This is a genomic window from Nonomuraea sp. NPDC003214, assembly GCF_053590035.1.
This window is the reverse complement of record NZ_JBSFSX010000024.1, coordinates 1-16,524: the sequence shown is the minus strand read 5'-3', so window position 1 is coordinate 16,524 and position 16,524 is coordinate 1. Positions and strand designations below refer to the sequence as shown.

Annotated in this window: 21 protein-coding genes and 2 pseudogenes; 13 read left to right on the top strand and 10 right to left on the bottom strand. The window is 70.5% G+C overall.

Annotated elements, in window-relative coordinates; translation table 11 throughout:
• The first annotated feature begins 17 nt into the window (after positions 1 to 17).
• On the top strand, positions 18 to 1,088 hold the full coding sequence (locus ACWDXC_RS41800; protein ID WP_449992080.1) for a serine hydrolase domain-containing protein: 1,071 nt from the start codon (positions 18 to 20) through the stop codon (positions 1,086 to 1,088).
• Positions 1,089 to 1,096: 8 nt separating this feature from the next.
• Here ACWDXC_RS41800 and ACWDXC_RS41795 read toward each other — a convergent pair whose 3' ends face one another.
• Entirely contained in the window at positions 1,097 to 1,843 is a 747-nt protein-coding gene (locus ACWDXC_RS41795) for a class I SAM-dependent methyltransferase (RefSeq protein ID WP_449992078.1), read from the bottom strand.
• Positions 1,844 to 1,920: 77 nt separating this feature from the next.
• Between ACWDXC_RS41795 and ACWDXC_RS41790 the strand changes: the two genes are divergently transcribed.
• Positions 1,921 to 2,394: a hypothetical protein gene (locus ACWDXC_RS41790; RefSeq protein ID WP_449992075.1), complete on the top strand. Its 474-nt coding sequence runs from the start codon at positions 1,921 to 1,923 to the stop codon at positions 2,392 to 2,394.
• A 2-nt stretch (positions 2,395 to 2,396) separates the two neighbouring features.
• Here ACWDXC_RS41790 and ACWDXC_RS41785 read toward each other — a convergent pair whose 3' ends face one another.
• Complete coding sequence (locus ACWDXC_RS41785) at positions 2,397 to 3,107, bottom strand: hypothetical protein (RefSeq protein WP_449992072.1); 711 nt, start codon at positions 3,105 to 3,107, stop codon at positions 2,397 to 2,399.
• Positions 3,108 to 3,204: 97 nt separating this feature from the next.
• Between ACWDXC_RS41785 and ACWDXC_RS41780 the strand changes: the two genes are divergently transcribed.
• The 3 genes from ACWDXC_RS41780 (at position 3,205) to ACWDXC_RS41770 (ending at position 4,610) form a co-directional block, all read left to right on the top strand.
• A complete protein-coding gene (locus ACWDXC_RS41780) occupies positions 3,205 to 3,603 on the top strand; it encodes an HIT family protein (RefSeq protein WP_449992069.1) in 399 nt (132 codons plus the stop codon).
• A 17-nt stretch (positions 3,604 to 3,620) separates the two neighbouring features.
• A complete protein-coding gene (locus ACWDXC_RS41775) occupies positions 3,621 to 4,133 on the top strand; it encodes a GNAT family N-acetyltransferase (protein WP_449992066.1) in 513 nt (170 codons plus the stop codon).
• A gap of 93 nt (positions 4,134 to 4,226) precedes the next feature.
• Positions 4,227 to 4,610: a Cpe/LpqF family protein gene (locus ACWDXC_RS41770; RefSeq protein WP_449992064.1), complete on the top strand. Its 384-nt coding sequence runs from the start codon at positions 4,227 to 4,229 to the stop codon at positions 4,608 to 4,610.
• Between the two features lie 10 nt (positions 4,611 to 4,620).
• Here ACWDXC_RS41770 and ACWDXC_RS41765 read toward each other — a convergent pair whose 3' ends face one another.
• The 4 genes and pseudogenes from ACWDXC_RS41765 to ACWDXC_RS41750 all read right to left on the bottom strand — a co-directional run bounded on the left by ACWDXC_RS41765 (position 4,621) and on the right by ACWDXC_RS41750 (position 8,157).
• Positions 4,621 to 5,952, bottom strand: a complete 1,332-nt coding sequence (locus ACWDXC_RS41765; RefSeq protein ID WP_449992062.1) for a family 43 glycosylhydrolase — start codon at positions 5,950 to 5,952, stop codon at positions 4,621 to 4,623.
• Between the two features lie 231 nt (positions 5,953 to 6,183).
• A complete protein-coding gene (locus ACWDXC_RS41760) occupies positions 6,184 to 7,197 on the bottom strand; it encodes an NAD(P)-dependent alcohol dehydrogenase (RefSeq protein ID WP_449992059.1) in 1,014 nt (337 codons plus the stop codon).
• Complete coding sequence (locus ACWDXC_RS41755) at positions 7,194 to 7,634, bottom strand: hypothetical protein (RefSeq protein WP_449992056.1); 441 nt, start codon at positions 7,632 to 7,634, stop codon at positions 7,194 to 7,196. Before ACWDXC_RS41755 ends, ACWDXC_RS41760 begins: the two co-directional genes overlap by 4 nt.
• A gap of 41 nt (positions 7,635 to 7,675) precedes the next feature.
• A pseudogene (locus ACWDXC_RS41750) lies at positions 7,676 to 8,157 on the bottom strand (2'-5' RNA ligase family protein).
• Positions 8,158 to 8,203: 46 nt separating this feature from the next.
• Between ACWDXC_RS41750 and ACWDXC_RS41745 the strand changes: the two are divergent.
• Positions 8,204 to 8,353, top strand: coding sequence for a hypothetical protein (locus ACWDXC_RS41745; protein WP_449992055.1), 150 nt, complete (start codon positions 8,204 to 8,206; stop codon positions 8,351 to 8,353).
• On the opposite strand, the gene ACWDXC_RS41740 is transcribed toward ACWDXC_RS41745, so the two are convergent.
• Positions 8,338 to 8,802, bottom strand: coding sequence for a GNAT family N-acetyltransferase (locus ACWDXC_RS41740; protein ID WP_449992054.1), 465 nt, complete (start codon positions 8,800 to 8,802; stop codon positions 8,338 to 8,340). The two genes, ACWDXC_RS41745 and ACWDXC_RS41740, sit on opposite strands and share 16 nt — an antisense overlap.
• A gap of 34 nt (positions 8,803 to 8,836) precedes the next feature.
• Here ACWDXC_RS41740 and ACWDXC_RS41735 point away from each other — a divergent pair, with 34 nt between their 5' ends.
• On the top strand, positions 8,837 to 9,493 hold the full coding sequence (locus tag ACWDXC_RS41735) for a class I SAM-dependent DNA methyltransferase (RefSeq protein WP_357584417.1): 657 nt from the start codon (positions 8,837 to 8,839) through the stop codon (positions 9,491 to 9,493).
• Positions 9,490 to 9,915 (top strand): HIT family protein, encoded by a 426-nt coding sequence (locus tag ACWDXC_RS41730; protein ID WP_449992050.1) that lies wholly within the window; start codon positions 9,490 to 9,492, stop codon positions 9,913 to 9,915. The genes ACWDXC_RS41735 and ACWDXC_RS41730 overlap by 4 nt, the downstream gene beginning before the upstream one ends.
• Before the next feature lie 29 nt (positions 9,916 to 9,944).
• On the opposite strand, the gene ACWDXC_RS41725 is transcribed toward ACWDXC_RS41730, so the two are convergent.
• Positions 9,945 to 10,691: a phosphotransferase family protein gene (locus ACWDXC_RS41725; protein ID WP_449992047.1), complete on the bottom strand. Its 747-nt coding sequence runs from the start codon at positions 10,689 to 10,691 to the stop codon at positions 9,945 to 9,947.
• A 105-nt stretch (positions 10,692 to 10,796) separates the two neighbouring features.
• On the opposite strand from ACWDXC_RS41725, the gene ACWDXC_RS41720 reads away from it, so the two are divergent.
• Together ACWDXC_RS41720 and ACWDXC_RS41715 are read left to right on the top strand one after the other, a co-directional pair.
• Positions 10,797 to 11,630, top strand: a complete 834-nt coding sequence (locus tag ACWDXC_RS41720; protein WP_449992045.1) for a hypothetical protein — start codon at positions 10,797 to 10,799, stop codon at positions 11,628 to 11,630.
• Between the two features lie 4 nt (positions 11,631 to 11,634).
• A complete protein-coding gene (locus ACWDXC_RS41715; RefSeq protein ID WP_449992042.1) occupies positions 11,635 to 12,027 on the top strand; it encodes a DUF6578 domain-containing protein in 393 nt (130 codons plus the stop codon).
• 8 nt (positions 12,028 to 12,035) lie between these two features.
• On the opposite strand, the gene ACWDXC_RS41710 is transcribed toward ACWDXC_RS41715, so the two are convergent.
• On the bottom strand, positions 12,036 to 13,166 hold the full coding sequence (locus ACWDXC_RS41710) for a helix-turn-helix domain-containing protein (protein WP_449992039.1): 1,131 nt from the start codon (positions 13,164 to 13,166) through the stop codon (positions 12,036 to 12,038).
• 185 nt (positions 13,167 to 13,351) lie between these two features.
• Here ACWDXC_RS41710 and ACWDXC_RS41705 point away from each other — a divergent pair.
• From ACWDXC_RS41705 to ACWDXC_RS41695, 3 genes and pseudogenes are all read left to right on the top strand, one after another.
• Positions 13,352 to 14,581, top strand: a pseudogene (locus ACWDXC_RS41705) (aminotransferase class V-fold PLP-dependent enzyme); the annotation flags it as partial.
• Positions 14,564 to 15,388, top strand: a complete 825-nt coding sequence (locus tag ACWDXC_RS41700; protein WP_449992185.1) for a class I SAM-dependent methyltransferase — start codon at positions 14,564 to 14,566, stop codon at positions 15,386 to 15,388. The pseudogene ACWDXC_RS41705 and the gene ACWDXC_RS41700, both read left to right, overlap by 18 nt.
• Before the next feature lie 159 nt (positions 15,389 to 15,547).
• Positions 15,548 to 15,946, top strand: a complete 399-nt coding sequence (locus tag ACWDXC_RS41695) for a hypothetical protein (RefSeq protein ID WP_449992037.1) — start codon at positions 15,548 to 15,550, stop codon at positions 15,944 to 15,946.
• A 110-nt stretch (positions 15,947 to 16,056) separates the two neighbouring features.
• Here the strand turns inward: ACWDXC_RS41695 and ACWDXC_RS41690 are convergent, their stop codons facing one another.
• Complete coding sequence (locus tag ACWDXC_RS41690) at positions 16,057 to 16,320, bottom strand: DUF7660 family protein (RefSeq protein ID WP_449992035.1); 264 nt, start codon at positions 16,318 to 16,320, stop codon at positions 16,057 to 16,059.
• Between the last annotated feature and the right edge of the window lie 204 nt (positions 16,321 to 16,524).

Genomic DNA, 16,524 nt, shown 5'->3' with positions numbered 1-16,524 from the left:
TCCCTAGCGTTGAGGTCATGATCCTGACGAAGACCGTGGCGCTCGCCCTCGCCCTGACCACCGTGGCGCCGACGCACGAGCAGTTGAGGACCCAGCTCGACGCGCTGGTGGACGCGAAGGCCATGACGGCCGCGCTGGCGCTGGTGCGCGAGGACGGCCGCGACCGGGCGATGGCCGTCGGCGTGCGGGACGTGCGCTCGAAGGCGCCCGCCGACCCGCGCGGCTACTTCCGCGTCGGCAGCGTGACCAAGACGTTCGTGGCGACCGTGCTGCTGCAGCTCGCCGACGAGGGCAAGCTGTCCCTCGACGACCTGGTGAGCAAGCACCTGCCGGGCGCGCTGCCCGAGGACAGCCAGGTCACCGTCCGCCAGGCGCTCAACCACACGAGCGGCGTCTTCGACTACGCGGGCGCCGGCATCCCCGGCTGGTCGGCGCGCGACTACCGGCCGAGGGAGACGCTGTACGACCAGACGCCGCAGGAGCTGCTGGCCGTAGGCCTGTCGAAGCCGCCGTACTTCAAGCCGGGCCAGGGCTGGCGCTACTCCAACACGAACTACGTGATCGCCGCCATGCTCATCGAGAAGCTGACCGGCAACCCGTACGCGAAGGAGATCGAGAACCGCATCCTGCGCCCGCTGGGCCTGCGGCACACGCTGCTGCCCGGCCACCGCAAGGACCTGCCGAAGCCGCACGCGCGCGGCTACGCGCCGTACCAGGGCAAGATGGTCGACGCGACCCGGATGAACCCGTCCCTGGAGTACGGCGCGGGCGAGATGATCTCGACGACGGCCGATCTGGCGACGTTCCTGGACGCGCTGCTCGGCGGCAAGCTGACCAGCGGGCAGGCGCTCAAGCAGATGCGCACGATGGAGAACGCGGGCCAGGGCATGGGCTACGGGCTGGGCCTGCAGGCGTTCCCGCTGCCGTGCGGGGGCAAGGTGTACGGGCACAGCGGCGGCACGTTCGGCTACCTGACCTACGCGCTGCGCTCGGACTCGGGCCGCACGCTGGTCCTCTCGGGCAACCCGTACACGGGCGAGACCCCCGCCGACGCGCTGCCGAAGGTGCTGGCGACGGCGTTCTGCTGAGCGAAGGCTCAGTCGAGCACCGCCTCGACCAGGAACCGATGGTTGCGCACCGGGAAGCCGCCGTCGGACGTGATCCGCTCGTGCAGGGCGCGGAGCGGGCCCGCGTGGCGTTCGTGGTCGAAGCCGCGGATCTGCCACGGGACGGCGCGCAGGTGGAAGACGACGGCGCCGATGTCGTGGAAGACGTACTCGGTCATCTCCTCCCGGGCGTCGGCGATGCGCAGGCCCGCGCGGCGCAGGCGGCGTACCGCGACGTCGAGCGTCCACCCGTCCGTCGTGGCGGCGGGCGGAGCGCAGAGGGCGGCGTTCAGCTCCAGGTCGTTGCGGCTGCCGACCTGCTGGGTGAGCAGTCGCCCGCCGGGTTCGAGCACGCGGGCGACCTCGGCCGCGTCGAGCCCGCCGTGCCGGTTGAGCACCAGGTCGAAGGCCGCGTCCCGGGCGGGCAGGCGCTCCGCGGAGCCGCCGAGCACGGCCACGCCCAGCGGCCCGAGCCGCCGGGCGGCGACGGCCAGGTTGGGCGGCCAGCCCTCCAGAGCGACCGTGCGCGGCGGCAGCGGCGCCAGGGAGGCCAGGACCTCGCCGCCGCCGGTGTCGACGTCCAGCGGGCGGCGCGCCGAGGCGAGCAGCGCCGACGCGCGGGCCGCGTAGCTCCACGACGGCGTCCCGCCGCTCGTCCTGCCCCGCAGCCAGGCGAAGTCCCATCCGCGCACGGACGCCCGGACCGCCTGCTCCACCAGATCCTCGTAGCCGGTCACCCGATCACCGTAGTGACGCCCGGCCGCGATCACAGCCCCTTTTCCGGCCAGGGTCACCGTCAGGGTATCTTGACGGCATGACCTTGAAGCTGAGCGACATCCCCGGCCACGAGGGGTTCACGGCACCCGTGCTTCCCGACGGCGAGCTCGCCCGCTCGGGCAGCGCGTTCACCAGGACCTTCATCGGCTACCAGGCCGCCTGCTCGTGCGGCTGGGCCGACCGGCGCCGCTTCCCGCCCTCGCCGCAGGGCGCGAAGGAGGCCGAGGAGCAGTGGTACAAGCACGCCGGCCCGCTGCTCGCCGCCGCTCCGCCCAACTGGCTGGTGATCAAGTCGAACCTGCTGTGCGAGCAGGTCGCGAACCTCACCGGCGACCGCCCGCTCGCCGCCCTCACCCTGCTCGCCCAGGTGGAAGCCTGGCAGCGCGCCCTGCTCGACCGGGCCGTGGCCGCCGCCAGGGCCGGAGGGGCGTCGTGGTCGCAGGTCGGCGACGCGATGGGGATCTCCAAGCAGGCCGCCCACGAGCGGTTCAGGGACGCCGAGCCGGTCTGAGCTCACCAGCTCAGCGCCTTCGGCCGGCCCGCCGGCTCCGGCTCCCGCCCGCGCAGCACCGCCACCCCCAGCGGGACCAGCGCCACGCACAACAGTACGGTGACCAGCACGTCCGGGATCGAGGCGCCCTTCAGCACCCCCACCCAGGTGCCGCCCGCCAGCAGCAGCATCAGCGCGCGGGCGGTGCCGAAGACGCCCGCGCGCCAGGCGGCCACGGCCAGCAGGAGCGTGCCCGCGTACTGGCCGACGGAGGCCATGACCGGGATGTGCCACGGCCCGTACGCGATGTCCACGTACTCGGCCATCACCCCGTCCGTCGCCCGCCCGAGCCCGGCGGATTCGGTGAGCTGGAACGCGGTCTGGTCGGCGCCCGCGAAGTACAGCCGGGCGAACAGCCCGGCGACCAGCAGCGCGCCGCCCCAGAACGCGAGCCCGCCCCCGGCCCGCTGCGCCAGCGCGACGAACGCCGGGAAGAGCAGCATCATCCCCAGCGCGAACACCCCGTACGCGAGCGTGATCAGGGCGGGCTCGGCGGTGTAGGCGAGCAGCTGCCCGTAGGCGGCGAACGGCTGCTCGTCGGCCCACGCCCGCTGCTCGGGGCTGAGCGCGGTTACCGTGGCCACGTAGCGCAGCAGGTAGCCGGCGGCCAGCACGACCGGCCCCGCCACCAGGGCCGCGCCGCCGATCCATCGTCCGGGAAAGTACGCGTTCATGCCGGGTGAGCGTGCCACCGGCAGCCCCGGCCGATCATCTGCCGATCGTCACCCCACCCCCCTGTCGAAAGTAAGGCCCTTCCCGCATGATGATCGAATGCCCGACTGCCCGTTCTGCCTTCCCCGGATCGAGCCGGACATCGTCCTGGCCGACGAGCACTGCTACGCGATGTTCAGCCGCGACGCCGTCCCAGAAGGCTCGGCCATGGTGCTCCCGCTCGCCCACCGCGAAACCGTCTTCGACCTGACCCCCGAGGAGTGGATGGCCACCCGGCTGCTGCTCGACGCGATGAAGCGCAGGCTCACCGGCTCCCATGCGCCCGACGGCTGGAACGTGGGCTGGAACGTCGGCCCGGTCGGGGGTCAGAGCGTCGCGCACGCGCACTGCCACCTGGTGCCGCGGTACGCCGGGGAGCCGCTCGCCGGACGCGGCATCCGCGCGTGGATCAAGGACCCCGCCAATCGGCCTCCCGGTGGCATGATGGGTAACGTCTGAATTCGGGGAGGTTTGTCGTGGGGGTGTCGTCCGTCGAGCTGCGGCCGGTGACGGAGGCGGATCTGGAGATGTTCCGCCGTTTCGCGACGGAGCCCGGCCTGATCGGGCTCGACTGGGGCGGTTTCCGCGACGCCCGGGCCCACGCGCGGCGCTTCGCCCTCGACGGCTACCTCGCCGCCGACCACAGCCGCCTCATCGTGACCGCGGACGGCCGGACCGCGGGGTTCGTCGACTGGCGGGAGAGCGGCTACGGCCTGGCGAAATACTGGGAGATCGGCATCGCCCTGCTGCCCGACTGGCGTGGCCGCGGCGTCGGCTGGCGGGCGCAGGCGGCGCTGTGCGACTACCTGTTCACGCACACGCCGGCCGAGCGGATCGAGGCGCGCACCCATCCGGAGAACATCGCCGAGCAGAAGTCCCTGGAGAAGGCCGGGTTCCGGCTGGAGGGCGTGCTGCGCTCGATCGAGTTCCGGGCGGGCGCGTGGCGCGACGGCTGGGTGTACGGCCGCCTGCGCGGCGACACGCCCTGACCCCGGCCCGCCATGACGCGCCACCGACGGTTCCGGTGATGTCGGCGCCGGTCGCTAGCATTCGCTGACTGGTTTTCCACGCTGGGAGTCCTGATGCGACTGGTTTCCGCTTCGCTCGCCCTGTTCGCGGTCCTCGTGGCGGGGTGCGCGTCCGCCGGAGAAGAAAAGGCGATCGCCATTCCCGACAGCGCGGTCGGCACGCAACTGGAGTGGTATCTGGACGCGGTCAACCGCACTCCGATTTCCGGCGACGAGCTCAAGGAGCACCTCAGCCCGGCTTTCCTGAAAGAAATCCCGGCCGCGCGCTTCAACGAGCTCGCCAAGGGCCTGGCCGGGCTGAAGCTGGACGAGTTGAGCAGCACGAAGCCGACCGAGCTGATCGGGCTGACGTCCATCCCGGCCGGGCAGAAGTACGACACGCGGATCTCCGTCGGTGACGACGGCAAGATCGACTACCTGCTGCTCGAACCCCAGTAGTCACCGCAGGTCAGTCGCGGTCGGCGTGACCCGGCCTGCGCCGCTGGACGTAGAGGCGGTTGCCCTGCGGGCCGGTCCATTCCAGCCGTACGACGCCGGGCACCGCCGTGTCGGGCAGGCGTGACGGGTCGGCCCAGTAGCCGAAGTTCGGGTTGCGGAAGAACGTCGCCCACAACTGCCCGCTGCGGTCGGCGAAAATGTTGTTGTGCCCGGCCCCGACCCCAGCGGTCCACCGTTCCGAATAGGGGCCTTCGAAACGGTCGGAGACGGCGATGACCGCATCATATTGATATTGCGTGCGCCCAGGTCCTGGCGGGTCGTAGGCGTAACGGGTGCTGCCGTCGGCATTAACCGAGGTCCGGTTCCACGCCGCGTGCAGGAGGAAATACTTGCCGCCGTGCTTGAACACGTACGCGCCTTCGAGATAAGGCTCCGGCGTGTAGAGCCGCTGCTGAAACTGCGGCAGGCCGGTCGCCGGGACGATGTCCTCCATGTCGTCCCGGAATTTGGCGTACAAGTTGTTGTGCAGCACCAGCCAGGCGTCGTCGCCCTCGGTGTAGAGGCTGCCGTCGATGTGGTGGTAGGCGCCGGGCTCGATGAACTTGGGCCCGCCGATGAACGGGTCGCCGAACGGCTTGTCGTGGTTGCCTTCCACGAGCCGGTACGGGCCCTCGATCCCGCCCTCGCTGACGAGCATGAACGAGCCGACCTTGCGCGAATGGTCACCCATGCACGCGACGATGTACCACCGGCCGCGGACGTAATGGACCTCCGGCGCCCACGCCTGGCCGCGCTTGCCGAACTGGTCGTCGTGCCAGTATTCCTGCCACGGCGCGACGACCATGCGCCCCGGCCGGTTCTCGCCGGCGAACTCGGGCGACCACACCTTGCCCTTCTCGGCGCCGGGCCGGATGCCGGTCGTGTCGACGAGCCGCCACGGCCCGCGCAACGAGGGCGCGATCCACACGAAGATGCCGTCGTTCCACGGCCCTGCCGCTTCCAGGCCGGGCACGCGGGTGGTGCCGGTGGCGACGTAGACCGGCCGTCCGCCGACGACGAAGCAGTTGACGTACGTGTCGCGCATCCAGACCCGGCCGCGCTCGCGGTCGCGGGGGCGCAGTTCGAGCGGGAGGATGAAGGAGTTGTCCGGGCGCGGCCACAGGTCGGGCCGGGTGTCGGCGAGGCCGTAGGGCTGCGGGTCCGGCCAGTTCGCCGGGTGCCGGCGCAGCGCCGAAGCGGCCTGTGCGGCGGCTGCGGGGAGCGCCGCCGTCCCCACGAGCCCGGCGACCCCGGTCAGCAGGGACCTGCGGCCGACGGACAACCGGTTGTCGGAACTCGTCATCAGTAACGTCCTCCCACGTCGGCTCCGGCTGCGCGGCCCGTTCCCGCACAGCGGCGCGTGCCGCAGAGTCTGCCCAAGCCGCTCAAATTTGGTCAATAACGCGGAAAAAATCGGCCGAGGAGACCGGGACCGCTGACGGGAATGCGTCATCGCAGGTCAGAGCGCCGGTGGGCGGGGTCGGGGTGCCGCCGGCCGCGTCCCGTAACGTTCACATAACAGAGCGGGCCGTCGTCACTCCGGAAGGCTGATGACGACCTTGCCGCGAGCCGCCCCCTCCGCCAGGTAGCGGATGGCCTGGGGCACCTCGTCCAGCGCGAACGTCCTGTCGACCACCGGCGTGATCGCGCCCGACTCCAGGTGTCCACGCAGGACGGCGAGCTGCGCCTGCTTGTCGGGGGTCGCGGCGTTCACCTTCGGCAACTGCTTCCTGAACGGCGAGAGCGCCATCAAGCGGACGAAATGCGGCAGGCTCCCCAGCCAGCGGCTGCCGACGCCGCCGAAATGGTCGTGCCCGATGAGGACGTACATCCCGTCGGGCGTCAACGCCTTACGGCAGTCCGCGAAGGAATGATTTCCCGGGACATCGAAAATCAGGTCGTACCGCTCGCCCGTCCGGGTGAAATCCTCCCGCGTGTAGTCGATGACGTGATCGGCCCCGAGGTCCCGCACCAGATCCAGCTTCGCCCCGTGGTCGACCCCGGTGACGGACGCCCCGCCGGCCTTGGCCAGTTGCAGGGCGAGGGCCCCCACCCCACCGGCCGCGCCGTTGACCAGCACGCGCTGCCCGGCCCGCACCCGCCCCTCGGGCAGGTTCTGCAGGACGATCAGCCCGGCCGTCGGCACCGACGCCGCCTGCTCGAACGACACATTGCCCGGCTTCGACGCCAGCGCGCTCTGCGGAACCGCGACGTACTCGGCGAACGCGCCGCCGTTGCGCCACTGGTAACCCCGTACCGTCTCCCCGAAGACCTCGTCACCCGGCCGGAACCGGCTCACGTCCTTGCCCGCCGACACCACCAGGCCCGCCATGTCGGTGCCGGGAATGCGCAGCTTCGGCCTGGTCAGCCCGTTCCCCATCAGGCGCAACACGTAAGGACGGCCGCTCACGACATGCCACACGTCCGGATGGACGGACGCCGCGCGCACCCGCACCAGCACCTCGTCGTCACCGGCCGCCGGCCTGTCGACCTCGCGCACCTCGAGAAGGTCCGGCGACCCGTACGCCCGCTGAACGACCGCTTTCACTTCGACCTGCCCGGGGCGGTGAGATTCACGTTGAGGTGGTATTCGAACCAGGGGCCGCGCACCGGCCGGACGTCCTCCCGCTCGGCGAACGTCCAGTGCGGCCCGCCCGGCGGCGTCCACACATATCCATAAGGCTGATTGTCCATGTCCCGACCCTGTGCGAAGTAGACCAGGTCGTCCTCGCGGTGAATCGTCTCGAACGAGAGCTCCCCGATATTCCGCGCCCCGAGCTCGTCGCCCTCGCCGAGCGTGCGGGCGACCTCCTCCATCGCGGCGGCCGAGCGTACGAAACGCTCATTCTCCAGAGCCGCCCGTTCCTGCTTTCCCGGAGCCAGCATCAAGACCCCGGCCAGCAACGCCACCCCGGCCACGAGCACCACCACCAGATAGGCGACCCTGCGTAACGCGGACTCCCCCGCAACCGCCGTCCCATTCATGGCCCCATCTTCACACGCGCGCGGTTCCGGCGATATCGAGATCAGCCGAGAAGCGGAAACTCGGCCCGCTCGTGCCACCGGTCGCCGTCACTCACGTAAAGGCTGATCGACGTGACCTGCGCCGCGAACGGCAGCCGCGCGCTCACCTCGGCCTCCACCTCGCCGAGCACCCGCTCGTCCTGACCATGAGCGACCGTGAGATGCGGTACGACCTCCGCGAACTGCCCGCCATAAGGAGGCGCCTCCGGCCACCGTTTCACCACGGAAAACGGCCGCACCTTTCGAAACGGACGGCGAAAGGGGCGTGCGCGCCGAGAATCAGCCCGAGTTCGCGCTCCGTCGCCGCGTCGATCCGGCCGGCGTCCAGAAAAGGTACGAGCACCGTGACGTGCGCCGGAACCCCCGTTTCCGCGAAAGAATCGAAACGCCGCCGCCAGTGCGCGACGAAAGGCTCGGCCTCCTTCACCACGGCCAGCAGCGCACTCTCCCCCGCCCGGCCTTTTCCCGTGCTCCCGTCCGGCATGACACCATGATGGCAGCACACGCCGGTTTCCCCGCACGGAGGAACGATGAATATCGGGGCTGTTGAAATCCTTCTCATCGCGGTGCTCTGGGTCATCCCCGCGATGCTTTTCTTCTTCGGCCTCTATTGGACGATCCGCCTGGCGATCAGGCACGAGATGCGCCGCGCGTCGCCCCCGCATCAGAGAGAGCGGTGAACCCCGCCCGTCGACGGTCGGCGGACCATGAAGACGTCCACCTCGTCCTCGATCTCCACCGCGAACCGGTGCCGCTCGTACAGCCGCCGAGCCGCGCTGCCCTGCAACACGTCCAGCCAGACCACGGCGCCCTCACGGTCACACCGTTCCAGCAGGCTGCGCAGCACGGCGCCGCCGATGCCCCTGCCCTGCGTGGCCGGGTCCAGGTAGAAGTGCTCCAGCCAGTACGCGTCACCATCGGGCCGCAACGCCACGCATCCGGACCAGGCTCCGGCGACCTCGATCACCCAGGTGTGCGCCGGGGTGAACGCCTTCCGCAGCCGCTCCCGCACGTGTACGGCGTCGTACCGCCCTAGCCGCTCCAGATCCGGCCTCAGCACCACGGCCCGCAACTCGGCCACCGCATCCACGTCCGCGGCCGAAGCCGGACGAAGCTCCCAATCCGCCACGACGGCGATGATATCGGCGCTATGGTCCTTGACCATGACCGAGCCCGCCTACCTGAGTTCCACCCGGCAGGCGTACGACACCGTCGCCGCCGACTACGCCGAACTCCTCCGCGACGAGCTCGACACCAAGCCGCTGGACCGCGCCATGCTGGCGGCCTTCGCCGAACTCGTACGGACTCCGGAGACCGGTGAGGTGGCCGACCTCGGCTGCGGTCCCGGGCGGATCACCGCCCACCTGCGGGACCTCGGGGTGAACGCGTTCGGCATCGACCTCTCGCCGGAAATGGTGGCGATCGCCCGCCGGACGTACCCCGGGCTGCGGTTCGAGGAAGGCACGATGACCGCGTTGAACCTGGCGGACGAGGCCGTCGGCGGCGCCGTCGCCTGGTATTCGACCGTCCACACCCCACCGGCGGTGCTGCCGACCGTCTTCGCCGAGATCCACCGCGTGCTCGCCCCCGGCGGCCACTTCCTGATCGCGTTCAAGGCCGGCGACGAACACCGCCACGCCCAGCGCGGCTACGGCCACGAGCTGTCCCTCGACATCTACTGGACGCCGCCCGAGCTCATCGCCGAACTCCTGACCGGCTCCGGGCTCGTCCTCGACGCGCGGCTCATCCGCGAGCCCGACGACACCGAGAAACCCCGCTCAGGCCCGCAAGCCTTCTTCCTCGCCCACAGAACGCCATGAGCACCGACGAACCCTGCGTCTTCTGCGCGATCATCGCAGGCCGGGCCGAGGCCGGCATCGTCCACGCCGACGAAACCGTGGTGGCCATCCTGGACCACCAACCGGCCACCCCCGGTCACGTCCTGGTGATGCCCCGCAGGCACATCCCCAGCCTGGCGGAGGCCGACGACGCGACCGGCGCCGCAATCTGGCGCGCGGCGCGGCGCATAGCGACCGCCCTGCGCCGGTCGGGGCTCCGCTGCGACGGGATACGCCTGTCCCTGGCGGACGGGGAAGCCGCCGGTCAGGAGGTCTTCCACCTCCACCTGCACGTCGTGCCGCGCTTCCCGGGTGACGGCGTGACGGTCACGGCCGACTGGAAGGAGCGCCCCCGCGAACTTCTCGACCAGGACGCCGCCCGGATCCGCAACGCCCTGCCCTGACCACCCCCGTACGGAACTCCTGCGCCGCGTCACATCCGGGCGCGCAGCACGTCGACCTCGCAGCCTGGCAGGGACGGGTCGAAGCCGTGCTCGGTCAGCCAGCGGATCCCCAGCAGGCTCCGCAGCGACCACCACCCGTGGATCACGTCGAGATCGACGTCCGCCCCGTAGCCGGCGACGACGTCGTCCAGGTGCTCCTCGTGTCCCAGCGTCAGCGTGGCGAGGTCGTACAGGGCGTCCCCTCGACTGGCCTCGGACCAGTCGATCACGCCGGTGACCTCGTCCCCGTCCACGAACACGTGGCTGACCTGCAGATCGCCATGCGTGAACACCGGCGTCCACGGCCGGAGCGCGGCCTCGGCCACCTCGCGGTTGCGCGTGACCAGGTCGGCGGGAAGCACGCCGTTCGCCACGAGCCACTCGCATTCGCCGTCGAGCTGCGACGCGACCTCGTCGAGGCTCCGGCCGGGCCACGGCGGCAGCGGCGCCTCGTGCAGCTTGCGCACGGCGGCGCCGGCCGCGGCCCACGCCGCCGAAGACGCGGTCGACGGCTCGCCCAGCCGGCCGAGCGCCCGCCCCGGGAGAGCGGCGAGCGCGAGCACCGGCGGCTTGCGCCACAGGACCTCCGGGGTGGGCACCGGCGCCATGCCCATCGCCTCGACCTCGACGTCGGTGCGAGCCTGATCGGCGTCGATCTTCAGGAACACGTCACCGGCACGCAACGTCGCCCGCTCACGATGGGCGACCACAACCCGGACCTCTGTCACGCCGGCCATTATCGTCACCAGGTACCGGTAAATCCCGCGATTTATGCTCACGTACGGGAGGACTGAACGGTGCACCAAGGGCCCACCGCCTCGAAGGCAGCCGGCGGCACCGGCATGGCTGACCTCGGCGTACGCGCTCGCGCCAAGAAGGTCGGCGTCCGGGCGGGCGTGGCAGGCGATCCCAGTACGCCCCCCGAGATCCTGCGGGCCATGACCACGGACTCCTCGCGCAGGGTTCGACAGACCCTCGCGGCTCGGGCCGATGCGCCGGCTGACGTGCTCCGTGAACTCGCCGGCGACCCGGACCTGAAGACCCGTCGAACCGTAGCCGAGAATCCCGCCTGTCCACCTGACGTTCTGGTGGCGCTGATGGAAGACCCTCACCAGTCGGTCCGGTGGTCACTGCCGGACCATCCTGCCGCCGACGCCGAGCTGCACCGTGCCATCTGCCGGTCCGCGGACGAGGTTCTGCGCAAACTGCTCGCTGGGCGTCGAGGACTGGACGAGGAAACCAATGCGGCACTGGCCGGGGATCGCTCGGCGATCGTCAGGGCGAGCCTGGCAGCGCATACCGATGCCCCGGACATCCTCGACACCCTCGTGGCCGACGCCGATCCGCAGGTACGCGTCGGTGCGGCGCGGAACCTCCGCCTCACGGTGGATCAACTTCGCCTTCTCGCGAACGACAGGTCCGCCGTCGTGCGCGAAGCCGCGGTGCAGCCGGAGTGGCTCCCTCTCGACGAGCTGTGGCGCCTCGCCCGTGATCGATCGATCTACGTGCGATGGTGCCTGGCCATGGACCCCACCACGCCGGAAGCCGTCTTACGGATACTCGCCGAAGATCCGCATCCCGATGTGGAGGCCCATGCCCGGGCGAACCTGTCGCAGAGAGCGACGTCAGCCGGCGAGTCCCCGAGCGCAATGAGGCTGGTCGACGAGGGAGACTGACGGGATGAGATGGAACGTCTGGGTCGCCGATTGGCAGATGCAGTGCTGCGGCGAGCCGTTCAGCGTCGGCGCGACGGTCTCGTGGACCCTGGTCCCGGCCGACCGGGCGTGGCTGGCCCAGGCCCTCGGCGAGGAGACCGCCGCCACGATCGAGTGGAGCGAGGAGCACCACGACGAGCCGTCCCCCGACCAGATGCGCGTCGAAGCCCGGGTCGCTGGCATCTCGGCGGTCCACGCCCGCATGCGGCTCGCCGAAGGGAAGGACCCCTACTCCTACCCGGTCGACGGAGTCCTTTCGCCGCTGACCTCCGCCGATGGGTGGACTCCGAACCAGGGCGAGCGGGAGTTCATCGGCTACCTCGTCACCCTCACCGCCGACGAAGACCCCCTCACCTGACCTGGGCGTCAAGCGGTGCTCCGGGTCATCTCCCGCAGTTCGCCCCGGGTCGACTCGCAGTCCATCGCCCGCAACCGGGCCAGCACCGGCCCGGCGTCCGCGTTGAACCGCAGCTCCTCCGGGCAGCCCTCGACGATCCGCCACAGCAGCGCCATGGCCGCGCCGGAGTCGCCGTCCATCGCGTGCGCGGTCGCCACGGCCAGCAGGTGCCGCGCCTGGCGGTCCTTGTCGGGGAGGCGGTCCACGTCGACGCCCGCCGCCAGGCGGATCGCCTGCGCGTACCGGCCCGTACGGACCGAGACCGCCACCCGGTGCAGCTCCACCTCCAACGCGAACTCCGGGCCCAGCCGATCACCGATCTTGCGGGCGTGGTTCAGCAGCTCCTCGGTGCGGAGCACGTCGCTCTCCTCCGCAGCGGCGAGCGCGGCCGTCAGGTAGCAGAGCCCGGTGACTTCCAGCGACTCGGGCCGGTCTCCGATCACCGCCTGGCACAGCCAGTGCGCGTCGGCGTACCGGCCGAGCGAGACGAGCACGCCCGCCACCTCGACCTGGGTGATCGCCGAGCCTCCGGAGGAGGCCACCGCGCGGTCGGCGGCGACCAGGGCCAGGGCGTGCTGGCCGCAGCTTCGCAGCAGCGCCGCGAACAGCCGGTACACCTGGGTGAGGCCGGCCGTACCGGCTTCCCGGTCCGCGCCGGTGGCGCTCCTGGCCGACAGATCGGCCATCGACAGCAGCGGCGGCAGGCGGCGGCGCGTCTCGGTGTAGCGGCGGGGCGAGCGCTGCCAGATCTCCCACGCCGCCATCACATGGTGCCGCACCCGCGGCACGCTCTCGGCCGCCTCACCGGTGAACCGGCCCGGCAGCAGCAGCGCGTTCCCCACGTCGTCGGATTCGCCGGGGTCGCGGGCGGGTGGGAGTTTCGTCGGGCCGCCGACGAGCTCGGAGAGGTCCTCGACGCGGAGCACTTCGGCGATCCGCATGATGGTCGACAGCCGGTCCAGGGGTTTCACCCCGTTCTCGACCAGCCGGAGCCATTCCTCGCTGCAGCCGACCAGGTCGGCCAGGGTTCGCCTGGTAAGGCCGCGCGAGCGGCGTCTGGCCATGATCCGCGCGCCGTCCACCAAGAAATCGCCGACCATATCGCCACATTAGGTGACGAATTTCCAGGCCCTCGATGGCCGGAAATGACGGCAACTCTTTGCCGCCCATACCCGCCTGAAATGTCGGCTATTCTGGAGGGTCGCGAAGACGCAACTCCAGTTGGATCCAGCCGGTCGGGCTCCGCCGACACTGCCGCTACACCATTCGGCAGGAGGAGACCACGATGGCGATCGACGTCGAGTCGATTCGGAAGGAATTCCCGTTCTTCGAAACCGCCCCTGACGGTTCCCGCCCACCCGTCTACCTCGACAGCGCCGCCACCACGCAGAAACCCGCCGTCGTCCTGGACGCGTTGAACGACTACTACATCCGCGCCAACGCGAACGTGCACCGCGGCGTCTACCGGCTGGCCGTACGGGCGACCGAGCTGTACGAAGGCGCCCGAAGCAAGATCGCCGCGTTCGTACGGGCCCCGCGAGCCGAGGAGATCGTGTTCACCAAGAACGCGACCGAGGCCGTCAACCTGCTGGCCAACGCGGTCATCTGGGCGGACGGGCGGCTCCGCGTCGGCCCCGGCGACGAGATCGTCCTGACCGAGATGGAGCACCACTCCAACCTGATCCCCTGGCGGCTGCTGGCCGAGCGGGTGGGCGCGAAGGTGAGATACCTGGGCATCACCGACGACGGCCGCCTGGACCTTGCCGACCTGCGCGAGAAGATCAACGATCGGACCAAGGTCGTCTCGGTCGTCCACGCCTCGAACATCCTCGGCACGGTGAATCCCATCGCCACGATCGCCGCCCGCGCGCACGAGGTCGGCGCCCTCATGGTCGTCGACGCGGCCCAGTCGGTCCCCCACCTCGGCATCGACGTCACCGCGCTGGGAGCCGACTTCGTCACGTTCTCCGGCCACAAGATGTGCGGCCCCACCGGGATCGGCGCCCTGTGGGGCAGGTACGAGCTCCTGGAGGCGCTCCCGCCCTTCCTCGGCGGCGGCGAGATGATCGAGCACGTCGCGGTGGACGCCATGCACTACGCCGCGCCCCCGCTCAAGTTCGAGGCCGGCACGCCCCCGGTCGCGCAGGCCGTCGGCCTCGGCGCCGCCTGCGACTTCCTGAGCAAGATCGGTATGGACGCGATCGCCGCCCACGACCAGGCCCTGATCGAGTACGCGCTGGACCGGCTCGGCGACGTGCCCGGCGTCCGCTTCATCGGCCCGACCGATACCGTGGACCGGCTGCCGCTGCTCTCGTTCGTGGTGGACGGCATCCCGCTGCAACGTATGCGGACGAGCCTGGACGAGGCGGGCATCGCCGTCCGGTCCGGCAACCACTGCGCGCAACTCGCGTGCAGCCGGTTCGGCGTCCCCGCCGCGATCCGGGCCTCGTTCTACCTGTACAACTCCGCCGACGAGGTCGACATCCTCGCCGAGACCATGGAAGCGGCCACGAGGTCCCGGGCCACCATGACCGCGGACACGTCATTCGATGTCAGCCAGGTGCGCCCGTACAAGGACATCCTGCTCCCGTCGATCTTCCAACCGTGGGCGGAGCACCTGGTCGAAGCGCTGGCGCCGGCCCCCGGCACCAAGGCACTGGACGTCGGCACCGGCCCCGGCACCGTCGCCCGGGCGCTGGCCAAGGCGGTCGGCCCCACCGGCGCCGTGGTCGGCACCGACCTCAACCCCGCCATGCTCGCCCTCGCCGCCGAACTCCCTCCCGTCGACGGCGCCCCCATCCAGTACGCGGAATGCGGCGCCACCCTGCTGCACGTCTCCGACCAGGCGTTCGACCTGATCACCATGCAGCAGGTCCTGCAGTTCGTCCCCGACCGCGGCGCGGCGCTGGCCGAGATGCGACGGGCCGCCCGCCCCGGCGCGCGGATCGCCATCGCCACCTGGCAGCCGCTGCACCGCAACCCGCTCTTCCGCGCCCTGCACGACGCCGTGGCCTCGGTCCTCGGCCCCGACAAGGCGGACCTCTTCCAGGAGCCCTGGTCCCTGCCCGGGGCCGAGGTGGCCACGCTGGCGAGGGAGGCGGGCTTCGCCGACGTCGAGCTGCGTGAATGGACGTTGCCGGTCACCGTTGCCGGCGGGCCTGACGCGATCTGCTGCCTGTTCGACTTCTCCGCGGTGAGCCCGTACATCGGCTCGCTCCGCGCCGACCTCACGGCCGCCGTACGCGCCAACCTGGCGCACTGCACGGATGAGACCGGCGTCCACTCGGAGACCGCGGCGACCCTGGTGACCGCCCGAGCCTGACCCCTTCCTTTACCGTGAGGGCCACCTCCCGCCGGGAGGTGGCCTTTCCCCTCATCGGAGCTGGCCATCCGATCCGACGAATGGTCCGTTCCCCGCCGAGGTCACACTGGCCGATCGCACGGTGATCGTGGCGTGACGTGGAGATGGGACGCTTCCTCGATGGACCTTGCGGAGTTCGCCGCGGTGAAGCAGTCGGTGATGAGCGAGTCCTTCCCGAGCGCCGGGGACGACCTGGATGGCATGGCGATGGACTTCGACGCCTACCTGTGGCAGTCGCCGTTGATCAACGAGGTGTCGGTTCGCCGTACCGGCGACAGGAGCAGCCTGATCGCTGCTACGTGCCAGGCGGTGCCGGGGTGTTCGATGGCAGAGCTCGCCGCGGAGCTGGAACGGGTCTGGTCGCAGGATCTCAGGTACTCCCACTTCGAGGCCCACGTGATCACTGCCGATGAGCGGGAAGTCCGCCTCGACGGAGTGACGCAGATCGCCCCGGACGGCTTCTATGTAACGGCCTCCATCATCGCTGAGACCGCTCATGAGGCAGATGAGCACAGCTGACTCGCTCCTACTCCCCGCTGATCGCCTCCTGAACGGGCACGCGAGGGGCTGCCGGCGGTTCCCCGAGATCCCCTTGTTTCCTCCGCTGACGGGCGCGCAGCCGGCACGACCTACTCGTAGATCGTTGCCGCTCCCAGCGCGTTGGCGAAGAACGACCAGGAGGCATCGTCCGGGACGGGACGCCCCGTGTTCGTGTAGTAGCCAGGGGACGCCCTGATCCATGCGGCCAACGCGTCCAAGAAGCGCTCCAGGCGGTCGTTCTCCCAGACTGCTCCGTTGACCAACTCTGTGTGGATGGCCTCAACGTAGCGGGCAAGATCTTCGCGGGTCTCGACGGCGTCGGCGGCAGCCGGCGATATGTCGTTCTGTCCCATGAGTTCCATGATGGAAGGCTCACAGCAAACCCGCACCCCGCCCGCCTGCACATCCCGTCTTGCCGTCGCCCAGCCCGCCGGATACCAGGGCAGCAGGTGGAGCACCACCTGAATCGCCCCGGCTTTGGTGGAGACCTCAGCGGTTGATTGCTAGGGCTTCGTGGGGATGGTGGTGAGCGTAGTAGATGGCCTCGAACTCGTCGG